General features: G+C 44.2%; 16 protein-coding genes. 7 read left to right on the top strand and 9 right to left on the bottom strand.

Annotated elements, in window-relative coordinates:
- Positions 1-133: 133 nt before the first annotated feature.
- The 3 genes from PSI15_RS12985 (at position 134) to ettA (ending at position 2929) form a co-directional block, all read left to right on the top strand.
- A complete protein-coding gene (locus PSI15_RS12985) occupies positions 134-739 on the top strand; it encodes a hypothetical protein (protein WP_273583888.1) in 606 nt (201 codons plus the stop codon).
- Positions 724-1143 carry a type II toxin-antitoxin system YafO family toxin gene (locus tag PSI15_RS12980; protein ID WP_273583887.1) on the top strand — a complete coding sequence of 140 codons (420 nt, stop codon included), beginning with the start codon at positions 724-726 and terminating at the stop codon, positions 1141-1143. Before PSI15_RS12985 ends, PSI15_RS12980 begins: the two co-directional genes overlap by 16 nt.
- Positions 1144-1261: 118 nt before the next feature.
- Positions 1262-2929, top strand: a complete 1668-nt coding sequence (ettA, locus tag PSI15_RS12975; protein ID WP_273583886.1) for an energy-dependent translational throttle protein EttA — start codon at positions 1262-1264, stop codon at positions 2927-2929.
- 100 nt (positions 2930-3029) lie between these two features.
- On the opposite strand, the gene PSI15_RS12970 is transcribed toward ettA, so the two are convergent.
- The 4 genes from PSI15_RS12970 to serB all read right to left on the bottom strand — a co-directional run bounded on the left by PSI15_RS12970 (position 3030) and on the right by serB (position 8281).
- A complete protein-coding gene (locus PSI15_RS12970) occupies positions 3030-3758 on the bottom strand; it encodes an ATP-binding cassette domain-containing protein (RefSeq protein ID WP_045968787.1) in 729 nt (242 codons plus the stop codon).
- Between the two features lie 664 nt (positions 3759-4422).
- On the bottom strand, positions 4423-5649 hold the full coding sequence (nadR, locus tag PSI15_RS12965) for a multifunctional transcriptional regulator/nicotinamide-nucleotide adenylyltransferase/ribosylnicotinamide kinase NadR (RefSeq protein ID WP_273583885.1): 1227 nt from the start codon (positions 5647-5649) through the stop codon (positions 4423-4425).
- A 229-nt stretch (positions 5650-5878) separates the two neighbouring features.
- Positions 5879-7261 (bottom strand): DNA repair protein RadA, encoded by a 1383-nt coding sequence (gene radA, locus PSI15_RS12960; RefSeq protein ID WP_273583884.1) that lies wholly within the window; start codon positions 7259-7261, stop codon positions 5879-5881.
- A gap of 42 nt (positions 7262-7303) precedes the next feature.
- Entirely contained in the window at positions 7304-8281 is a 978-nt protein-coding gene (serB, locus tag PSI15_RS12955; protein WP_273583883.1) for a phosphoserine phosphatase, read from the bottom strand.
- A 116-nt stretch (positions 8282-8397) separates the two neighbouring features.
- Here serB and PSI15_RS12950 point away from each other — a divergent pair, with 116 nt between their 5' ends.
- Positions 8398-9063 (top strand): YtjB family periplasmic protein, encoded by a 666-nt coding sequence (locus PSI15_RS12950; protein WP_273583882.1) that lies wholly within the window; start codon positions 8398-8400, stop codon positions 9061-9063.
- Positions 9064-9101: 38 nt separating this feature from the next.
- Here PSI15_RS12950 and PSI15_RS12945 read toward each other — a convergent pair whose 3' ends face one another.
- The 4 genes from PSI15_RS12945 to metC form a co-directional block, all read right to left on the bottom strand.
- A complete protein-coding gene (locus tag PSI15_RS12945) occupies positions 9102-9383 on the bottom strand; it encodes a hypothetical protein (protein ID WP_273583881.1) in 282 nt (93 codons plus the stop codon).
- Positions 9384-9719: 336 nt separating this feature from the next.
- A complete protein-coding gene (dkgA, locus tag PSI15_RS12940) occupies positions 9720-10550 on the bottom strand; it encodes a 2,5-didehydrogluconate reductase DkgA (RefSeq protein ID WP_045968799.1) in 831 nt (276 codons plus the stop codon).
- A 212-nt stretch (positions 10551-10762) separates the two neighbouring features.
- Entirely contained in the window at positions 10763-11434 is a 672-nt protein-coding gene (locus PSI15_RS12935) for a DedA family protein (protein WP_273583880.1), read from the bottom strand.
- A gap of 32 nt (positions 11435-11466) precedes the next feature.
- Positions 11467-12678, bottom strand: coding sequence for a cystathionine beta-lyase (metC, locus tag PSI15_RS12930; protein ID WP_273583879.1), 1212 nt, complete (start codon positions 12676-12678; stop codon positions 11467-11469).
- Between the two features lie 341 nt (positions 12679-13019).
- Here metC and exbB point away from each other — a divergent pair, with 341 nt between their 5' ends.
- Both exbB and exbD read left to right on the top strand, forming a co-directional pair.
- Positions 13020-14030: a tonB-system energizer ExbB gene (exbB, locus tag PSI15_RS12925; protein WP_273583878.1), complete on the top strand. Its 1011-nt coding sequence runs from the start codon at positions 13020-13022 to the stop codon at positions 14028-14030.
- A gap of 6 nt (positions 14031-14036) precedes the next feature.
- Positions 14037-14462 carry a TonB system transport protein ExbD gene (exbD, locus tag PSI15_RS12920; RefSeq protein ID WP_045968808.1) on the top strand — a complete coding sequence of 142 codons (426 nt, stop codon included), beginning with the start codon at positions 14037-14039 and terminating at the stop codon, positions 14460-14462.
- Between the two features lie 115 nt (positions 14463-14577).
- Here exbD and PSI15_RS12915 read toward each other — a convergent pair whose 3' ends face one another.
- Positions 14578-15219 carry a hypothetical protein gene (locus tag PSI15_RS12915; RefSeq protein ID WP_273583877.1) on the bottom strand — a complete coding sequence of 214 codons (642 nt, stop codon included), beginning with the start codon at positions 15217-15219 and terminating at the stop codon, positions 14578-14580.
- Positions 15220-15398: 179 nt separating this feature from the next.
- Here PSI15_RS12915 and PSI15_RS12910 point away from each other — a divergent pair.
- Positions 15399-15639, top strand: a 241-nt coding sequence (locus tag PSI15_RS12910; RefSeq protein WP_273583876.1) for a helix-turn-helix domain-containing protein, incomplete at its 3' end; no start/stop codon positions are given.

Here is a 15639-nt window from a genome sequence, read left to right as displayed (position 1 = left end):
AGTTACATCATGTACATAATTTGCTCAAAATAAGGTATGATGCGGCCACCCCTTAGTTTAGGTACATGGAGTGATACCCCTTTATTGCGTGTTTATTTTTCAACCTATAAAATTATAAGGTGCTCACATGATTATGACGGGGTTGGAAGTTATGGCTCTATTAAATCCAGATACTGAAAGAAATATAGCAAGCCTGTTCAGTGACATATCATGCCCCATTGAAAGGCCATTTAGTGACTTTGATAGAAGTCACAGTAAGTCCATATCTCAAAAACAATCAGCCGACGCATTGGAAAAAATCAATGCGTTAATGGATATTGTTAAGGCAAAGATTGAAGAATCTAAGGCTACGATAAACACCATTAGTTTCGGTTCCGATGAAGAAATTCGGGCTATCGACGTGCATAGCCTATCTTCCAGCGAGCTTAATTTTATAGCAAACGAAGTTGATAACGGAATTTCAAGACTACTTTATGTTTTTTTCATGGCAGATCTCGATCCGGTCTGGCAACCACATTTATTAATTTTAAAACAAATGAAGCATGTCACTATAGATAATTTCATCGAATACAGACGGTTAACCCTCGACATAGCCATGCTTGTAAAGCAATACGAAGATGTTGAATATTGTGATGATGAAATAGAATTTAGCAAAGAAGACACCGAATTATTCAAGAAATCCATTGAAAATAGCCATATGCGCTTTGGCTTGGAGCCTTCGAAATGGAAAAGCGTGTAAGCATCATAATTGATGCAGAATCAGAACCATTAGAAATATTTTTTGCTAAGGCGTTGGCTGATTTTCTAAACAGAAGCAAGTTATCTGGTTACTTAGGAAAGATGGGTGGCTTTGAACGAAATTCTCATTCAAACTCAGCAGGGATCTATAAAGCTCATGTTAGGATCCCTGCACTAGAGCAACCGTGGAGTAAAGCTGTCAGGCAACCCCAGAGGAACAGTGACAGCTTTCTTATCTATGCGGTACATCGAACTTATCCTATCCATATACAAATTATTGGTGTTATCACGCCCAATGCACATGAAAAAATGAACAAACTACTTTCTACCGTCATTCAAATAGTCGAAGAAAAATTCCAGTGCCTGCGTGAAACTGAGTTAAAATCGTTAAATTCATATAGCTGACATAATAGACAGTGAGAAGATGGTATGAAGAAGCTTCTTTTATAATCCCGCTCTTACTGGCAGGCTGTGCAAAAAATATAAACCCTAAAAATACTTATTAATCAAAAGGTAAACGACATTGGCTCAATATGTTTATAGTATGCATCGGGTAGGAAAAATTGTTCCCCCGAAAAGGCATATTCTGAAAAATATTTCTCTGAGTTTTTTCCCTGGAGCAAAAATCGGTGTTCTCGGTTTGAATGGTGCAGGTAAATCGACTTTACTGCGCATCATGGCGGGTATTGATAAAGATATTGAGGGAGAAGCGCGCCCACAATCCGGTATTAAAATCGGCTATTTGCCGCAGGAACCTAAACTCAATCCTGAACATACGGTTCGTGAAGCCGTGGAAGAAGCGGTCAGCGAAGTCAAACATGCCCTGACTCGCCTTGATGAAGTCTATGCCGCTTATGCTGATCCGGATGCGGATTTCGATAAGCTGGCAAAAGAGCAGGGTGAGCTGGAAGCGATTATCCAATCTCATGACGGGCACAATCTGGAAAATCAGCTTGAGCGAGCGGCTGATGCCCTGCGCCTGCCGGCATGGGATGCCAAGATTGAACACTTATCCGGTGGTGAACGCCGCCGTGTGGCAATTTGTCGCTTGTTGCTGGAAAAACCAGATATGCTGCTACTCGACGAACCCACTAACCACCTTGATGCTGAGTCTGTCGCGTGGCTGGAACGCTTTCTGCACGATTACGAAGGGACTGTGGTAGCGATTACCCACGACCGTTACTTCCTTGATAACGTTGCAGGCTGGATCTTGGAGCTTGACCGTGGTGAAGGTATTCCGTGGGAAGGCAACTACTCTTCATGGCTGGAACAAAAAGACGCGCGTCTGGCACAGGAAGCGGCGTCAGAAGCGGCTCGCCGTAAATCTATTGAGAAAGAGCTTGAGTGGGTTCGCCAAAATCCGAAAGGGCGTCAGGCGAAAGGTAAGGCACGTCTGGCTCGCTTTGAAGAACTCAATAACGTCGAGTACCAGAAGCGTAATGAAACCAGCGAGTTGTTCATTCCACCTGGACCTCGTTTGGGTGACAAAGTGCTGGAAGTGACCAATCTAACTAAGTCATACAGTGATCGCGTTCTGATCGACAACTTAAGTTTCTCCCTGCCAAAAGGTGCGATTGTTGGGATCATCGGCCCGAACGGTGCGGGTAAATCGACGTTGTTCCGTATGTTGTCCGGCCAAGAACAGCCAGATTCCGGCGCAATTACACTGGGTGAAACCGTTAAACTGGCTTCCGTTGATCAGTTCCGCGATAACATGGATGACAGCAAAACTGTTTGGGAAGAAGTCTCTGGCGGTCAAGACATCATGCGTATCGGCAACTTTGAAATTCCAAGCCGTGCCTATGTTGGGCGCTTTAACTTCAAAGGGGTAGATCAAGGCAAGCGTGTTGGTGAATTGTCTGGGGGTGAGCGTGGTCGCCTGCATTTAGCCAAACTGCTGCAAGTTGGCGGCAATATGTTACTGCTTGACGAACCCACCAACGACTTGGATATCGAAACCTTGCGCGCATTGGAAAACGCCCTGCTGGAATTCCCTGGCTGTGCGATGGTTATTTCCCATGACCGTTGGTTCCTTGACCGTATCGCGACCCACATCATTGATTATCAGGATGAAGGGAAAGTCTCCTTCTTTGAAGGGAACTTTAGCGAATACGAAGATTACAAGAAGCGGACGATGGGGGCTGAAGCATTAGAGCCTCATCGCATTAAATATAAAAAGATCAGCAAGTAAGTCTGATAGAAAATCAGATTGATAGAAAAAACGGCCTGTTATCAGGCCGTTTTTTTACGAGTCACTCACTCATTGTCATTACTATGCTATTACTACACCATTACGACACCAAAACGCGTTGATTCAGAATGGATTCATAAGTCTTAACTGCCTTCCCACTGGCTAAAGTGATAACGCTATCTGCATGTTGTATCAAGCGTCTGTCTTGAGAGGCAATGACAACCGTACCTTTCTGTTCATGGGCAATAAATTTAAAGATATTAATGAATGTCTTAAATGCCTGATGATCTAAATTGCGTGTTGGGTCATCAGCAAATAAATATTCAGGTCTTCTGACGATGGCTTTTGCCATTGCAGCCAGTTGTTTCTCGTTTTCAGACAGCTCGCCTGGATAATAACGGCTTTTATCGCCTAATTTCACAATATCCAATGACTTTTGAGCGATTTTTTCTGCTTGCTCGCGAGAAAGCGATAATCCATAAGACGTTGATAATAACAAGTTATCTAACAGTGTGAGTTCACTAAATAAGTTGAAATCTTGGAAAATAAACCCACTATTTTCATGATGAAACTTTCCTAATTCTACATCATCCATTAGTTTTAGCTTGTTATTATTGATTAATACATCTCCTTGATCTGGTTGTAACATACCCGATGCAATCGACAACACTGTACGGTTAGTCGATGCTTTCGGCCCTGTTATCAAAGTAATTTCACCTGGTATAATAGAAAATGTGATATCTGAAATCATTTCATGATTAACTGTAACACCAGTTAAACCATATGAAATATTGATAACCTCAATCGATTTAAATTGATTCAAGTTCATATTCTCAACACAATTAGGTTAAAAGATTAAAGCCTTTCCCTTAACATATGCTGTCTGAATTTATTCGCAATAACACTGATGTCCTTATGGTATTGTACGAATAAAAATAGTCTATATGTGAAACATCTTCACCAAGGATATACTCATCTTATGTCAATTATTATTTACAATGACTATCTAATAAATGAGATGTTTCTTAGTCTTGGAATAAAAAATCAAGAATATTAAGTATTTATGCTTAAAATAACGCTTAAACCAAATAAAAATAGCATAAATTCTTCTATTTTTATTCCATTTTTATAATAAGGAAAATGCCATTTATATTTTAATGTTACTTTTTATTACCTCCGTCATTGATAAAAACACCTATAATATTTGTGGATTTGTTAGTCACTAATAAATTTTATATTTATAAATCAATAGGTCTGTTCATTAAATGACTTATTTCCCTGTAATTCAAGTCAAAACAGTAAAATTAAAGTATCAAAAAATATTACTATCACAATTTATTTTATTACTATTGTAAAAATAACCAAAGTAAACATTTAACTTGCTGTTTAAATAGGATAAATACAAAACGATAAAGATTACACTGAATAATAAATCACTATCAATTAATTGTGATAATAATATAAGTGTAATCTATTTTATAGATAAAAGTTAGTCACTCCATTAACATTTGTTGGATCAGTTCAACGCAACGCAGAAAACGTTGATCATAATCCGGTGAATTGACACAGACATAATCGATATTATTTTTCTTTAGCAAACTTTCAAGTAAATGTTGAAATTCTTTGCGATCCCGATCACTGCCTAAACTTCTTAAACCATCTGCAATCCACGGTGTATTGTTTTCTAAAAGAATTACTAAATCAAAGCGATACTCGTCAATCATCGCTTGAACAAAGGGGTGCTCTTTACCTTCGTAGCGTTTGCAGAATGCCTGTGTAGTCACAAAATCAGTATCAATAAACGCCACTTTATTGGCATATTTAACTGAAAAATCGATGTACTGAGCATGACCTAATGCAATTTTATCGTAATCTGAGTATTGTAAAGCCCTTTCATCGCCTCCCAGGTGGGAAAATACGTATTCGCGCCCATATTCCCATGCGCTGGTGGTGTTAAACGTATTCGCCAACTTATTGACTAATGTCGATTTTCCGCTGGATTCTCCGCCAAGAATGGCCACTGTACGTACAAAAAATGGCTTAACCTCGGTAGGGATATACTCCCAATAACGGAAAGGAGCCTGACGGATTTGGCTGCCGCTAATATTCATGAATGAGCGTTGTGGGTCGATAAGCACTGTTTCGATGCCAAAATACTCTTTATAACGCGGAACATCCTGTGCTTCGCTGGAGTAGATATAGTTAGGGTTGATACTTTTTGCTGCCAAAAACGATTTAATGCTTTGGCTCCACGCTTCCCAGCCATTTGGGTAAGGCTCCAATCCTTGTTCATCAAATGCATGAATATGAATATTTTTCTGATACTTGAATGTTTGCAACAACCATCTCAGACGGTCACTGACAGTAGGTTGCAGGGACATCGAACTGTTGATGAACAAGTCACGATCACGCACTTCATCATAACAAAGAACAACGTGTAGCTCATCCACTTGGCTGGATGCTCGTTGAATCAAATAAATGTGTCCAGTATGCAATGGGTAAAATTTACCAAACACCACGCCGACGGTTTTCTTTTCCATGGGATACGCCAATCCTAGATATTGATGAAGAGAAGCGAGTTTCTGTGCACTGGGACTTTTTATCTTGTTGTTAATCAGTTGGCTCAGATAGCCTTTTGTCATTCCGCTGGCATCAGCAACTTGCTGTAACGTGTAACCTGCCTGTCTGATCGCTTCTTTCAAATAGTCAAATTGCCCCATAAGACCTCCTTGATGTTTAGTATATTAAACAAAGTAGCATGCTTATTGTGAAAGGTAAAAGCAAAATTGATAGTTTAAAATAAATGGCAATGGCGCTAATAAGTACCGTAGGGGAAAAAATAGAAAAAACGGAGATTGTGCTTGCTCTGATGGATTTCAAGAATAGATTTCAAGCGGTCACTTGAAATCTACTGGTTATATAGTTCTCAAAGGAATAAAGGATTGTGTCTTAATCCAGATCATCCAGAACGGTTAACGCATCAGCTAACTTTTTGACCCCAAATACTTTCATCTCAGGTGGTGATTTTTTCGGCATATTAGCATGAGGAACGATAGCCCGTTTAAAACCGTGTTTAGCGGCTTCTGCAATGCGTTCTTGTCCACTGGGAACGGGACGAATTTCTCCGGCCAATCCCACTTCACCAAATACCACCAGATCACGGGGCAGCGGCCGATCGCGGAAACTGGAAACCAAAGAGAGCAATAACGCCAGATCAGCACTGGTTTCTGTGACTTTGACCCCACCAACAACGTTGACAAAAACATCTTGGTCAGCCATTTGCAAACCGCCGTGTCGGTGCAGGACAGCCAGCAGGATCGCCAGCCTGTTTTGTTCAAGCCCGACGGCGACGCGGCGTGGGTTTGACATCATGGAGTGATCGACCAATGCCTGAATTTCAACCAGCAACGGGCGAGTGCCCTCCCAGACAATCATAACCGAACTGCCAGAGGTCACTTCATCACCACGGCTGAGGAAAATGGCGGAAGGATTACTGACCTCGCGCAGCCCCTGTTCGGTCATCGCAAACACGCCCAGCTCATTAACGGCACCGAAGCGGTTTTTATGGCTGCGCAAAGTACGGAAACGGGAATCGGTTTCACCATCCAACATAACCGAACAGTCTATGCAGTGTTCGAGCACTTTGGGGCCGGCCAACGTCCCATCTTTTGTCACATGCCCAACCATGATAATGGCAACGCCACGGGTTTTGGCAAACCGTGTCAGGTAGGCTGCGGTTTCCCTGACCTGTGCCACACTGCCGGGTGACGATTGAATATCGGCCATGTGCATGACCTGAATGGAGTCGATCACCATCAGTTTGGGCTGTTCTTGCTCGGCAATCAGACAGATCTGTTCAATGCTGGTTTCCGACAGCATATTCAGTTTATCTGTCGGTAAACCCAACCGATGCGCTCGCATCGCCACTTGCTGCAATGATTCTTCCCCTGTCACATACAGCGTTTTCATCTGGGTTGATAATTGGCACATGGTTTGTAAAAGCAGGGTGCTTTTCCCCGCGCCGGGATTACCGCCAATCAAAATGGCACTGCCGGGAACCACACCACCGCCGAGAACACGGTCAAACTCTTTAAATCCGGTTGAAAAACGGGGCAGCTCTTCCAGACTGATATCCGATAGTTTTTGTACTTTACTGATCCCAGCATCTCCGGCATAGCCACTGAAACGCTCATTGCGGGATGATGAAGCTGCGGCCAAACGTATTTCTGTAATCGTATTCCATGCGTGGCATGCGGTACATTGCCCCTGCCAACGGGGATAATCCGCGCCACACTCGTTACAGACAAATGCCCGCTTTGCTGCTTTTGCCACTGTGTACTTCCTCAATATAATCGTGATTTTTGTCTGCCGGCCTTAACGTTCTTCGTGTTTCAGACCACCGCTCAATACACACAGAACGCCCATGAGATCGGCATGGCGGATAGCCACTTTAGCCTGAGCATAAACTTTGGGTTTAGCGTGATAGGCGATGCCCAACCCGGCCTTGCGGATCATTTTTAGATCATTGGCACCATCTCCGATGGCGACAGTTTGGCTCAGGGGAATATCCAGCGCTTTTGCCAATCTGATCAACGTGGTTGCCTTATATTTTGCATCAACAATCGGCCCTTTGACTTTACCGGTCAGCTTGCCATTTTTGATCTCCAGTTGATTGGCAACTGCATCAAAAAGACGTAATTGCTGGCGAAGATTATCGGCAAAAAAAGTGAAACCACCGGAGGCAATCGCGACATGCCAGTCCAATGATTGTAACTTGCGAACCAGGCTGGTTAGCCCCGGCATCAGCGGAAGTGTATCCATCACGTGCTGCAAAATCGAGACGTCAGCACCGGCCAGTTGGGCAACCCGTTCGCGCAGACTGTCTGAAAAATCCAGTTCGCCCTGCATCGCCCGCTCGGTGATTGCCGCCACCTTATCACCCACGCCGGCCAGACGGGCAATCTCATCAATGCACTCAATCTGGATAGCAGTGGAATCCATATCCATCACCAATAAGCCCGGTGCGCGAAGGCGGGGGATCTGCCCCAATGGAACGACATCCAAACGGCATTCGTCTGCCAGTCGTTTAACGCGGGGCGAAAGGCTACCGGCAATACGGACAACCTGATAATCATCGATCCGCCATGAAGAGACCACCACCATGGCTGCGCCCAATCGGTGCTGAAAATCACTGATACGCTGTTTATCCAAACCGCGTCCATACAGCAACCAGCCACTATCTCCTGCTCGGTAATCCAGTGGCATCACTTCATCACCACTGAGGGACAAGGGTAATCCGGGCCATTTGTGGATCTCGTCCGGTAAATAGCGATAGGCCAGATTATTAGACATGAATATCAACTCCTGTAATTCCGTATAATTTGGTGCAGGCAAAAAACGCTTTTCAAACTATCCTATCAATACCGCATCTGGCAACATGTGCTTTCTAAGCGTGGGATGAGATAACGATGATAAAAGCAAAGCTAAAAATTAGACTGCACAAGACGGCGATTATATTAATATGTATAGCACTGTTAGTACTGCTGATGCAGGGAGTTTCCTATTTCAGCCGTTCTCAACAACAGGCGCATATGGATCAGTTTGAAGATCTGGCAAAGACCTTGGCAAAACAGGTCGCATTCAGCTTGTCTGATTATATGGAGAATGGTAGCAAAGATCTTAATAATAAAAAGATTGTTGCTAATTTAGATTACTTGACGAGCAACAGCCGCATTTTGGATGCCAGTGTCTATCTGGAGAGTGGAACACAGATAGCCCGAAGTGGTGAGCCGATTTCTGTTCGTGAACGGTTATCGCTGGAAGGCAAAAAATCCAGTAGTTACTTTAACCAACAAATCGTTGTGCCGATACCAGGGAAAAATCATCCTAAAGGTTTTCTTCGCCTGACTCTGGATACTCATCGATTGGCAACCGAGGCCAAGCAGGTCGATAACACAACTAACTTACTGAGGATAATGCTCCTGCTATCCCTGGCGATTGGCTTTATTCTGGCTCATAACTTACTGAAACTCTCCCCCAGCCGCTGGCAACAGTCTCCTTATCTGCTGACGGCCAATACCAAATCTTCTGATGAAGCAGAACATAAAGATCAGGATGATGATCCCCAACGGTAACGTAATGTTACCGTTGGTTATTGCTTGGATGACTTTCCTTATTGTTTGTTCCCATAATACCGCTTGAAACAGATGGAATAGAGGATACCGTGCAGAAGCGCGATCATGACTGCGCCATAAAACACGATCGGTCGATGGGAGACCTCAATATGCACAATGGGAATATTATCAAACCGAAAGATATACATATGAAAAGCCATCGCGGCGATTGCCAGCAAGATCCCCGCCGCATTGTGGTAGATCCGGTGCGACAACAGGAACCATTTCAAGGTAAAGAAAAAAGGGATAAGCATTAATAAAGAAATAACTATGTAAACCATTATCATTTCCTTAAGTTTTCTGTTTTAGGAGTTAAAGTTAATAGGTGAATTTTCGCTGTGGACAGGCCAATATTTTCAGTTATCTGTTTAATATGGCTGTTATTTAGCGTCGTGAAGTAAGTCTATATGATGATTCATATATAAATAGTAAACATAGTTATTATTAATATTTCTGATTTTGTTAATAAATTATTGTGTTATGAATATTGTATTATGAATATCGTGTTATAAATGCTCAGGCACATGACCTGAACTCCGTTGAAACACAGAATTCAGGTCTGTTGGGATGGGTTGAATGAAAGGGATAAATTGAATCTATGGTGTGCATTTTTCCGGCTAAAATTGATTGTAAGTATCGGGATCTGGGCCTATCCGCTTGCCAATGTCCAATTCAGCCATAGCGGTTAAGTCTTCTTTTTCCAGTCTGAAATCAAACACGTCAAAATTTTCTTTAATGCGGGAAGGTGTAACGGATTTAGGAATGGCAATCATGCCACGATCAAGATGCCAGCGAATCACAATTTGCGCAGGGGTTTTACCGTATTTAAGTGCCAGACGTTCAACCAATGGAGAATTAAAAACACCTTTTCCGCCCCGCGATAACGGGCTCCATGACTCGGTTGTAATATAATGGGTGGCATTCCATGAATGAAGTTGCCGCTGTTGCAGCAAGGGATGCAGTTCAATTTGGTTGATGACGGGAACCACCCCTGTCTCCTGTATCACTTTTTGTAAATGTTCGATATGAAAGTTACAAACACCAATACTGTGAGTCAGACCCGCGGCTTTCAGTTCAATCAGTTGCTTCCAGGCATCAACATAATGGCCTTGTTCAGGTATTGGCCACTGAATGAGATAGAGATCAACATAGTCTAGCTGTAGTTTGTCCAGACTTTCTTGTAATGCCGCATGAGCATCCAGATGTCGATCATTCCAAAGTTTGGTGGTGATGAAAATTTCTTCGCGGGGGATGCCACTCTCCTTCAAGGCTTTCCCCACACCTTCTTCGTTATGAAAAATGGCTGCGGTGTCAATGGAGCGATAACCGACTTCTAACGCGGTATGGATAGACTTAACAACCTGTTCATTACTCGCTTTCCAAACCCCAAGCCCCAATTGTGGCATGTGATTGTCATCAACGAGTTTAATAATTGTCTGCTGACCCATTCTTACCTCCTTCTGCCAAAAATGACCTTGGTGGGGGTGGGTTCGATGTTGGTTGGTTGATGAGGTCGTCCATCCCATTCAGGAAAATGTTGGAATGGACGCTGGTTCAATTCTTGGATTGATAATCCAGTAGCTTGATAATCCAGTAAATTGATAGTCGAGTAAATAGAAAAAATAGTGGTTTTTGCGATCACGTTAAAACGATAAGCCGATTACTTACTTTTCTTTGATGCTCCTTTTTTGTGACGCCAATACATCAGTAAAGAAGCGGACAACCCGCTGATCAGCAGAATAATGGGCAAAATTACCAAAATATTCATGACCATATCTTGATGGGCTTTAACGAAAGGGATCTGGTTCAAAATATAACCAAAACCCACGATAATAATGACCCATAAGAAGCCACTTAACCAGTTAAAAAATTGAAAGCGTTTGTTATTTAGGCCAGAAATACCGGCAAATGTTGGCAGGAGAGTACGGACAAACGCCAAAAAGCGTCCGATAAGCAGGGCCGACAGACCGTGTTTGGAGAATAACACATTGGCACGTTGGCGATATTGCAAGGGAAGTTGAGCCAGCCAGTTTTTGACAACGCGGGTATGGCCGAGCCAGCGCCCCTGCAAATAACCTAGCCAACAGCCCAGACTGGCCGCGATGGTAAGCAGAACTACCGTGGGGATGAAACTCATGACACCTTGGGCAATTAAGGCACCGGAAAGCACCAGTAATGTATCGCCGGGTAAAAAGGCGGCTGGCAGTAGTCCATTTTCCAACACGAGCGTGGTAAAGAGGACGCTATAAATAATCCAGATGACATCTGGATTGGCCAGTTGGTTAAAATCATGATGCCAGAGCGCATGCACGATCTCGCTTAACGTTTCCATTGTGTATCCTGTGATTTTTGCGAATAAAATAATTAACGAACAAATTTACCTCCAGTGTACCGCAAACGGGCAAAACCCGCTTCCAGATCATCAATTAAGTCTTGTGGATCTTCCAGACCGATATGGAGCCGGAATAAGGTGCCGGTTTTCTGCGGTGCAGGATACTGACGCAACCGCTGAAGCGTTTCTGGTTGAGTGCCCAGAATCAATGACTCAAAGCCACCCCACGAAAAGGCCATCTTAAAATGGTTCAGGTTATCGAGATAATCCGCAAATTGTTGCGGTGTAAGCGGGATATTCAGCCGAAAAGAAAACAGCCCGCAAGCACCGGTGAAATCGCGCTGAAAGAACTGATGTCCAGGACAAGAAGGCAAGGCAGGGTGATAAACCTCGGCGACTTCCGGCCGCTGTGCGAGCCACTTAGCAATTTTGAGGCTGCTTTCTTCATGCTGTTTTAAGCGTACCGCTAACGTGCGCAGCCCCCGGTTCGCCATATACACCGTATCGGGATCGGCAATTTGCCCCAGCAGATAAGATCCTTCTCTGAGCTGATCCCAACATCGGGCATTGGCGACCGCGGTACCCAACATGCCATCTGAATGACCAATAATATATTTTGTCGCGGATTGAACGGAAATATCGATACCAAACTCCAGCGCCTTAAACAGTACACCCGCCGCCCAAGTATTATCGATGATAACCACAATCTCAGGGTTGACCCGGCGAATGGCACGCACGATAGCCGGAATATCTTGCACTTCCATCGTCAGGGAGCCGGGGGATTCCAGAAAGATAACGCTGGTATTGGGTTGGATCAACGACGCGATGTTTTCGCCGATCATGGGATCAAAATAATCGCTGGAAATTCCCATTTTTTTCAGAACGTGATCGCAAAATTTTTGCGTGGGTTCATAGGCCGTACCGGTGATTAAAACATGATCGCCGGTTTCCACAAATGCCAGAATAGAGTGGGTAATCGCTGCCGTGCCGGAAGGATAGAGTGCACAGCCTGCTCCGCCTTCCAATTCAGCCATCGCGGCCTGAAAGGCAAAATGGGTCAGTGTGCCACGCCGCCCATAAAATAATTCCCCTTTGTCACAGTTGTTCAAGGCATGTTTTAAGTCTTCAACGGTATCGAAAATGACAGATGAAGTCCGCTGAATAAAGGGATTAACCGCACCTTGTGTATACTTTTTGTCTCTCCCTGCACTGACCAATAAGGTTTCTCGTTTTTTTTCTGTCATGACATCATTCCCCCAAGTGCATTTCCTGCCTAATCTCAATGGCATTGTTCAAATAATGATTAGAAAGTTAAAAGATTTGGCGCTGTTTTGCCAAAGGGATTCGCGCAACTTGACGAAAATTCAAGGTGAGTTGCCGAGGGTAAACCAAAATCGATTAACGAAGGAACAGCATTAAGTTGTACTTTTTTATTAAATAGTAATGATAATTACTATCAAATCGTGCAATGTCTGATATCATTTACAGCGGAATTTTTCCTCAGGAATATTAGGATTAGCAAGATGAGTAAACCTGATTCATTGCTAAGTAACAGAATCTATAAGAAAGAGAGTAAGGCTAACTGATGCGTAATTTGACAGCTTCTATTCTATTGGCACTCGGATTAACAAGTTCAGCATGGGCTGACACAGCGCCAGCCGCGCCAGAAAATCAGGCTGCTGCTCAGGTAGCCGCTCCTGCAACACCCGTATCTTCCACAGCAGCGCAAGCGGTGGGATCAAGCACGGATATGCAGAAAACAGATGCACCCTCAACCCCAGACACGCAAACCGCGGCAGCAGATAGCGCAGAAAATGTCGTCGCGACAGAAACCGTGGCGACGGAAACGGTTGTCGCACCGGTTGAAGGCGCCTCTTCTGACAGCCAGTCCGGTGGTTTCGCAACAGATCTGTCTGTTTGGGGCATGTACCAAAACGCGGACGTCGTTGTAAAAACCGTCATGGTGGGTCTGGTCATCGCTTCTGTTATCACATGGGCGCTATTTTTCTCTAAAGGATTTGAACTGTTAATGGCTCGCCGCCGTTTACGTAAGGAGCAACTGGCGCTGGTCGATGCTGCCAATCTGGATACGGCGGTGAAAATCGCAGCAGATTTTGGCAATCGCAGCATTAGCCGCCTGTTGTTGAGTGAAGCACAGTCAGAGCGCGCCCTGTCTGTTGACAGCCTCGATAAAGTGGGCACCAAAGAGCGAACCTCGTTCCGCATGGAGCGTGCCGTTGCCGCTATCAGCCGCGGTATGGGGCGTGGTAACGGCTATCTGGCGACCATCGGCGCAATCTCTCCATTTGTGGGACTGTTTGGTACAGTTTGGGGGATCATGAACAGCTTTATCGGTATCGCTCAGTCACAAACCACGAACCTGGCGGTTGTTGCACCGGGTATTGCGGAAGCCTTGTTGGCAACAGCACTGGGGCTGGTGGCCGCGATCCCGGCGGTTGTGATTTATAACGTTTTTGCCCGTGTGATTGCATCATACCGTGGTCAGGTGGGCGACATGGCGGCCAAGGCAGTCCTGTTGCTGGGGCGTGATCTTGATCTGGCTGAAAGCAAAGCAGAAAAAGCAGAAGCAAGGTAATCAATTATGGCAATACGTCTTAATGAAGATTTGGACGATAACGGTGAATTGCATGAAATTAACGTCACGCCATTTATTGACGTGATGTTGGTGCTGTTGATTATTTTCATGGTGGCAGCGCCATTGGCAACCGTAGATATCAAAGTTGATTTGCCGGCATCGACCGCTAAACCGCAGCCACGGCCAGAAAAACCGGTATTTTTGACGGTGAAAGCGGATAAGCAGTTGTATGTGGGAGAGCAGGTCGTTGATCGCAATAACTTATCTTTGGTTTTGGATCAAACCACACAATCCAACAAAGACACGACGATTTTCTTCCAGGCTGATAAAACAGTAGATTATGAAACCCTGATGAGTGTAATGGATTCCTTACGCAAAGCGGGTTATCTCAAAGTGGGATTGGTGGGGATGGAATCCGTTTCCGCTCAATAGCGCTTTTTTTAACAAGACTGGCGGAATTCTCCCTCCTGAATGCTAATTGTGAGTGAAACGCGCTTTTAGCATCAAGGGGGAGATGAATAACAAGCAGTTCAGGGCGGGTTCTTGTTTATTCTTTCGGTATTGGCAATTCGTTTTTAGAAATGATTGCCAGTCGATTTTGATGATGTTCGGGATCTCCCCATAACCACCTCTCTTGCCGGCTAACATCATCTTGGGTTAGGATCTTGCGCAATTCGCAGGTTATCATGTCATAAGCGTAAACATGCAAATGATACACCAAAGCGTCATACATACGATCCTGCCAAAAAGCCATGCCATCATTAGTCTGATTCATGTCAGAGACTATTACGCTATAGTGCTCCAGCAAGTAATCAAAGAACACCTTACCCGCTAAGTCACGCAGAACTGCTCGATGTTGAGGTGTTCTAATACGCCAAACGAGAATTTGAGTGACAGGACGGCAATTTAACTCGATATCAAGCTGTATAACCACTCGATTATAATAAGCAACTTCTTTCGATATATCGTTAATCAGAGCTAACTCAAAATGAGACTGAGTAATCTTATCAGCCAATCGATTATCAACACGAACCATGCGATAGCCGGGAGCAAGGGATAATCCTTTTATATGGATCGCTATATCTTCCCCATCCATTAATGAGGCATAGAGGGTGCGATTATCTGAGCTTTCGTTCAAATGAGCGAAAACTTCATTGATCTTTTCAGGAATGACCAATCTCTTTGGCATATCCTCTCCTCAAACCCGGTGACCTAAAGTGGATGGTTAATATTTACTCATTACTGGAGGTAATAATAGGGTTAAGCTAAATGGCTTGCCAAAATGGTAGGAGTCTCAAAGAAACTCAGTCCTATTTTTGCGAATGTCTTGATTGCAATAAAAGAAACCGCAAAAGGAAGGACTGAGTTATGCTTATCTTACCACCCACCTCCCGAAATGAACGGCGCCAGATGAAAAAAGTCGTTCAAAAAACCACAGATAAAAATTATGCCCGCCGGATCATGGGCATACTCTGGTTATGCCAGGGAGAGCCGGTCTCCCAAGTGGCCGATAAACTGTGTTGCGCTGAGTCTTCTGTCTGGCGCTGGATTAGGCGGTTTAGGGAGCTGGGATGGATGGGGTTACTCAGTTTACCGGCAGGCCGCCATA

The sequence above is a fragment of the Xenorhabdus sp. PR6a genome (assembly GCF_028599065.1).
In the GTDB taxonomy this organism is placed as follows: domain Bacteria; phylum Pseudomonadota; class Gammaproteobacteria; order Enterobacterales; family Enterobacteriaceae; genus Xenorhabdus; species Xenorhabdus doucetiae.
This window is presented reverse-complemented; position numbering and strand designations above follow the sequence as displayed.

Bases quoted from the DNA above. Each gene is read 5' to 3' on its own strand.
- PSI15_RS12985 (WP_273583888.1), top strand. From the start codon at position 134: ATGACGGGGTTGGAAGTTATGGCTCTATTAAATCCAGATACTGAAAGA.
- PSI15_RS12980 (WP_273583887.1), top strand. From the start codon at position 724: ATGGAAAAGCGTGTAAGCATCATAATTGATGCAGAATCAGAACCATTA.
- PSI15_RS12970 (WP_045968787.1), bottom strand. From the start codon at position 3,758: ATGAACTTGAATCAATTTAAATCGATTGAGGTTATCAATATTTCATAT.
- nadR (WP_273583885.1), bottom strand. From the start codon at position 5,649: ATGGGGCAATTTGACTATTTGAAAGAAGCGATCAGACAGGCAGGTTAC.
- serB (WP_273583883.1), bottom strand. From the start codon at position 8,281: ATGTCTAATAATCTGGCCTATCGCTATTTACCGGACGAGATCCACAAA.
- PSI15_RS12950 (WP_273583882.1), top strand. From the start codon at position 8,398: ATGATAAAAGCAAAGCTAAAAATTAGACTGCACAAGACGGCGATTATA.
- PSI15_RS12945 (WP_273583881.1), bottom strand. From the start codon at position 9,383: ATGGTTTACATAGTTATTTCTTTATTAATGCTTATCCCTTTTTTCTTT.
- dkgA (WP_045968799.1), bottom strand. From the start codon at position 10,550: ATGGGTCAGCAGACAATTATTAAACTCGTTGATGACAATCACATGCCA.
- PSI15_RS12935 (WP_273583880.1), bottom strand. From the start codon at position 11,434: ATGGAAACGTTAAGCGAGATCGTGCATGCGCTCTGGCATCATGATTTT.
- metC (WP_273583879.1), bottom strand. From the start codon at position 12,678: ATGACAGAAAAAAAACGAGAAACCTTATTGGTCAGTGCAGGGAGAGAC.
- exbB (WP_273583878.1), top strand. From the start codon at position 13,020: ATGCGTAATTTGACAGCTTCTATTCTATTGGCACTCGGATTAACAAGT.
- exbD (WP_045968808.1), top strand. From the start codon at position 14,037: ATGGCAATACGTCTTAATGAAGATTTGGACGATAACGGTGAATTGCAT.
- PSI15_RS12915 (WP_273583877.1), bottom strand. From the start codon at position 15,219: ATGCCAAAGAGATTGGTCATTCCTGAAAAGATCAATGAAGTTTTCGCT.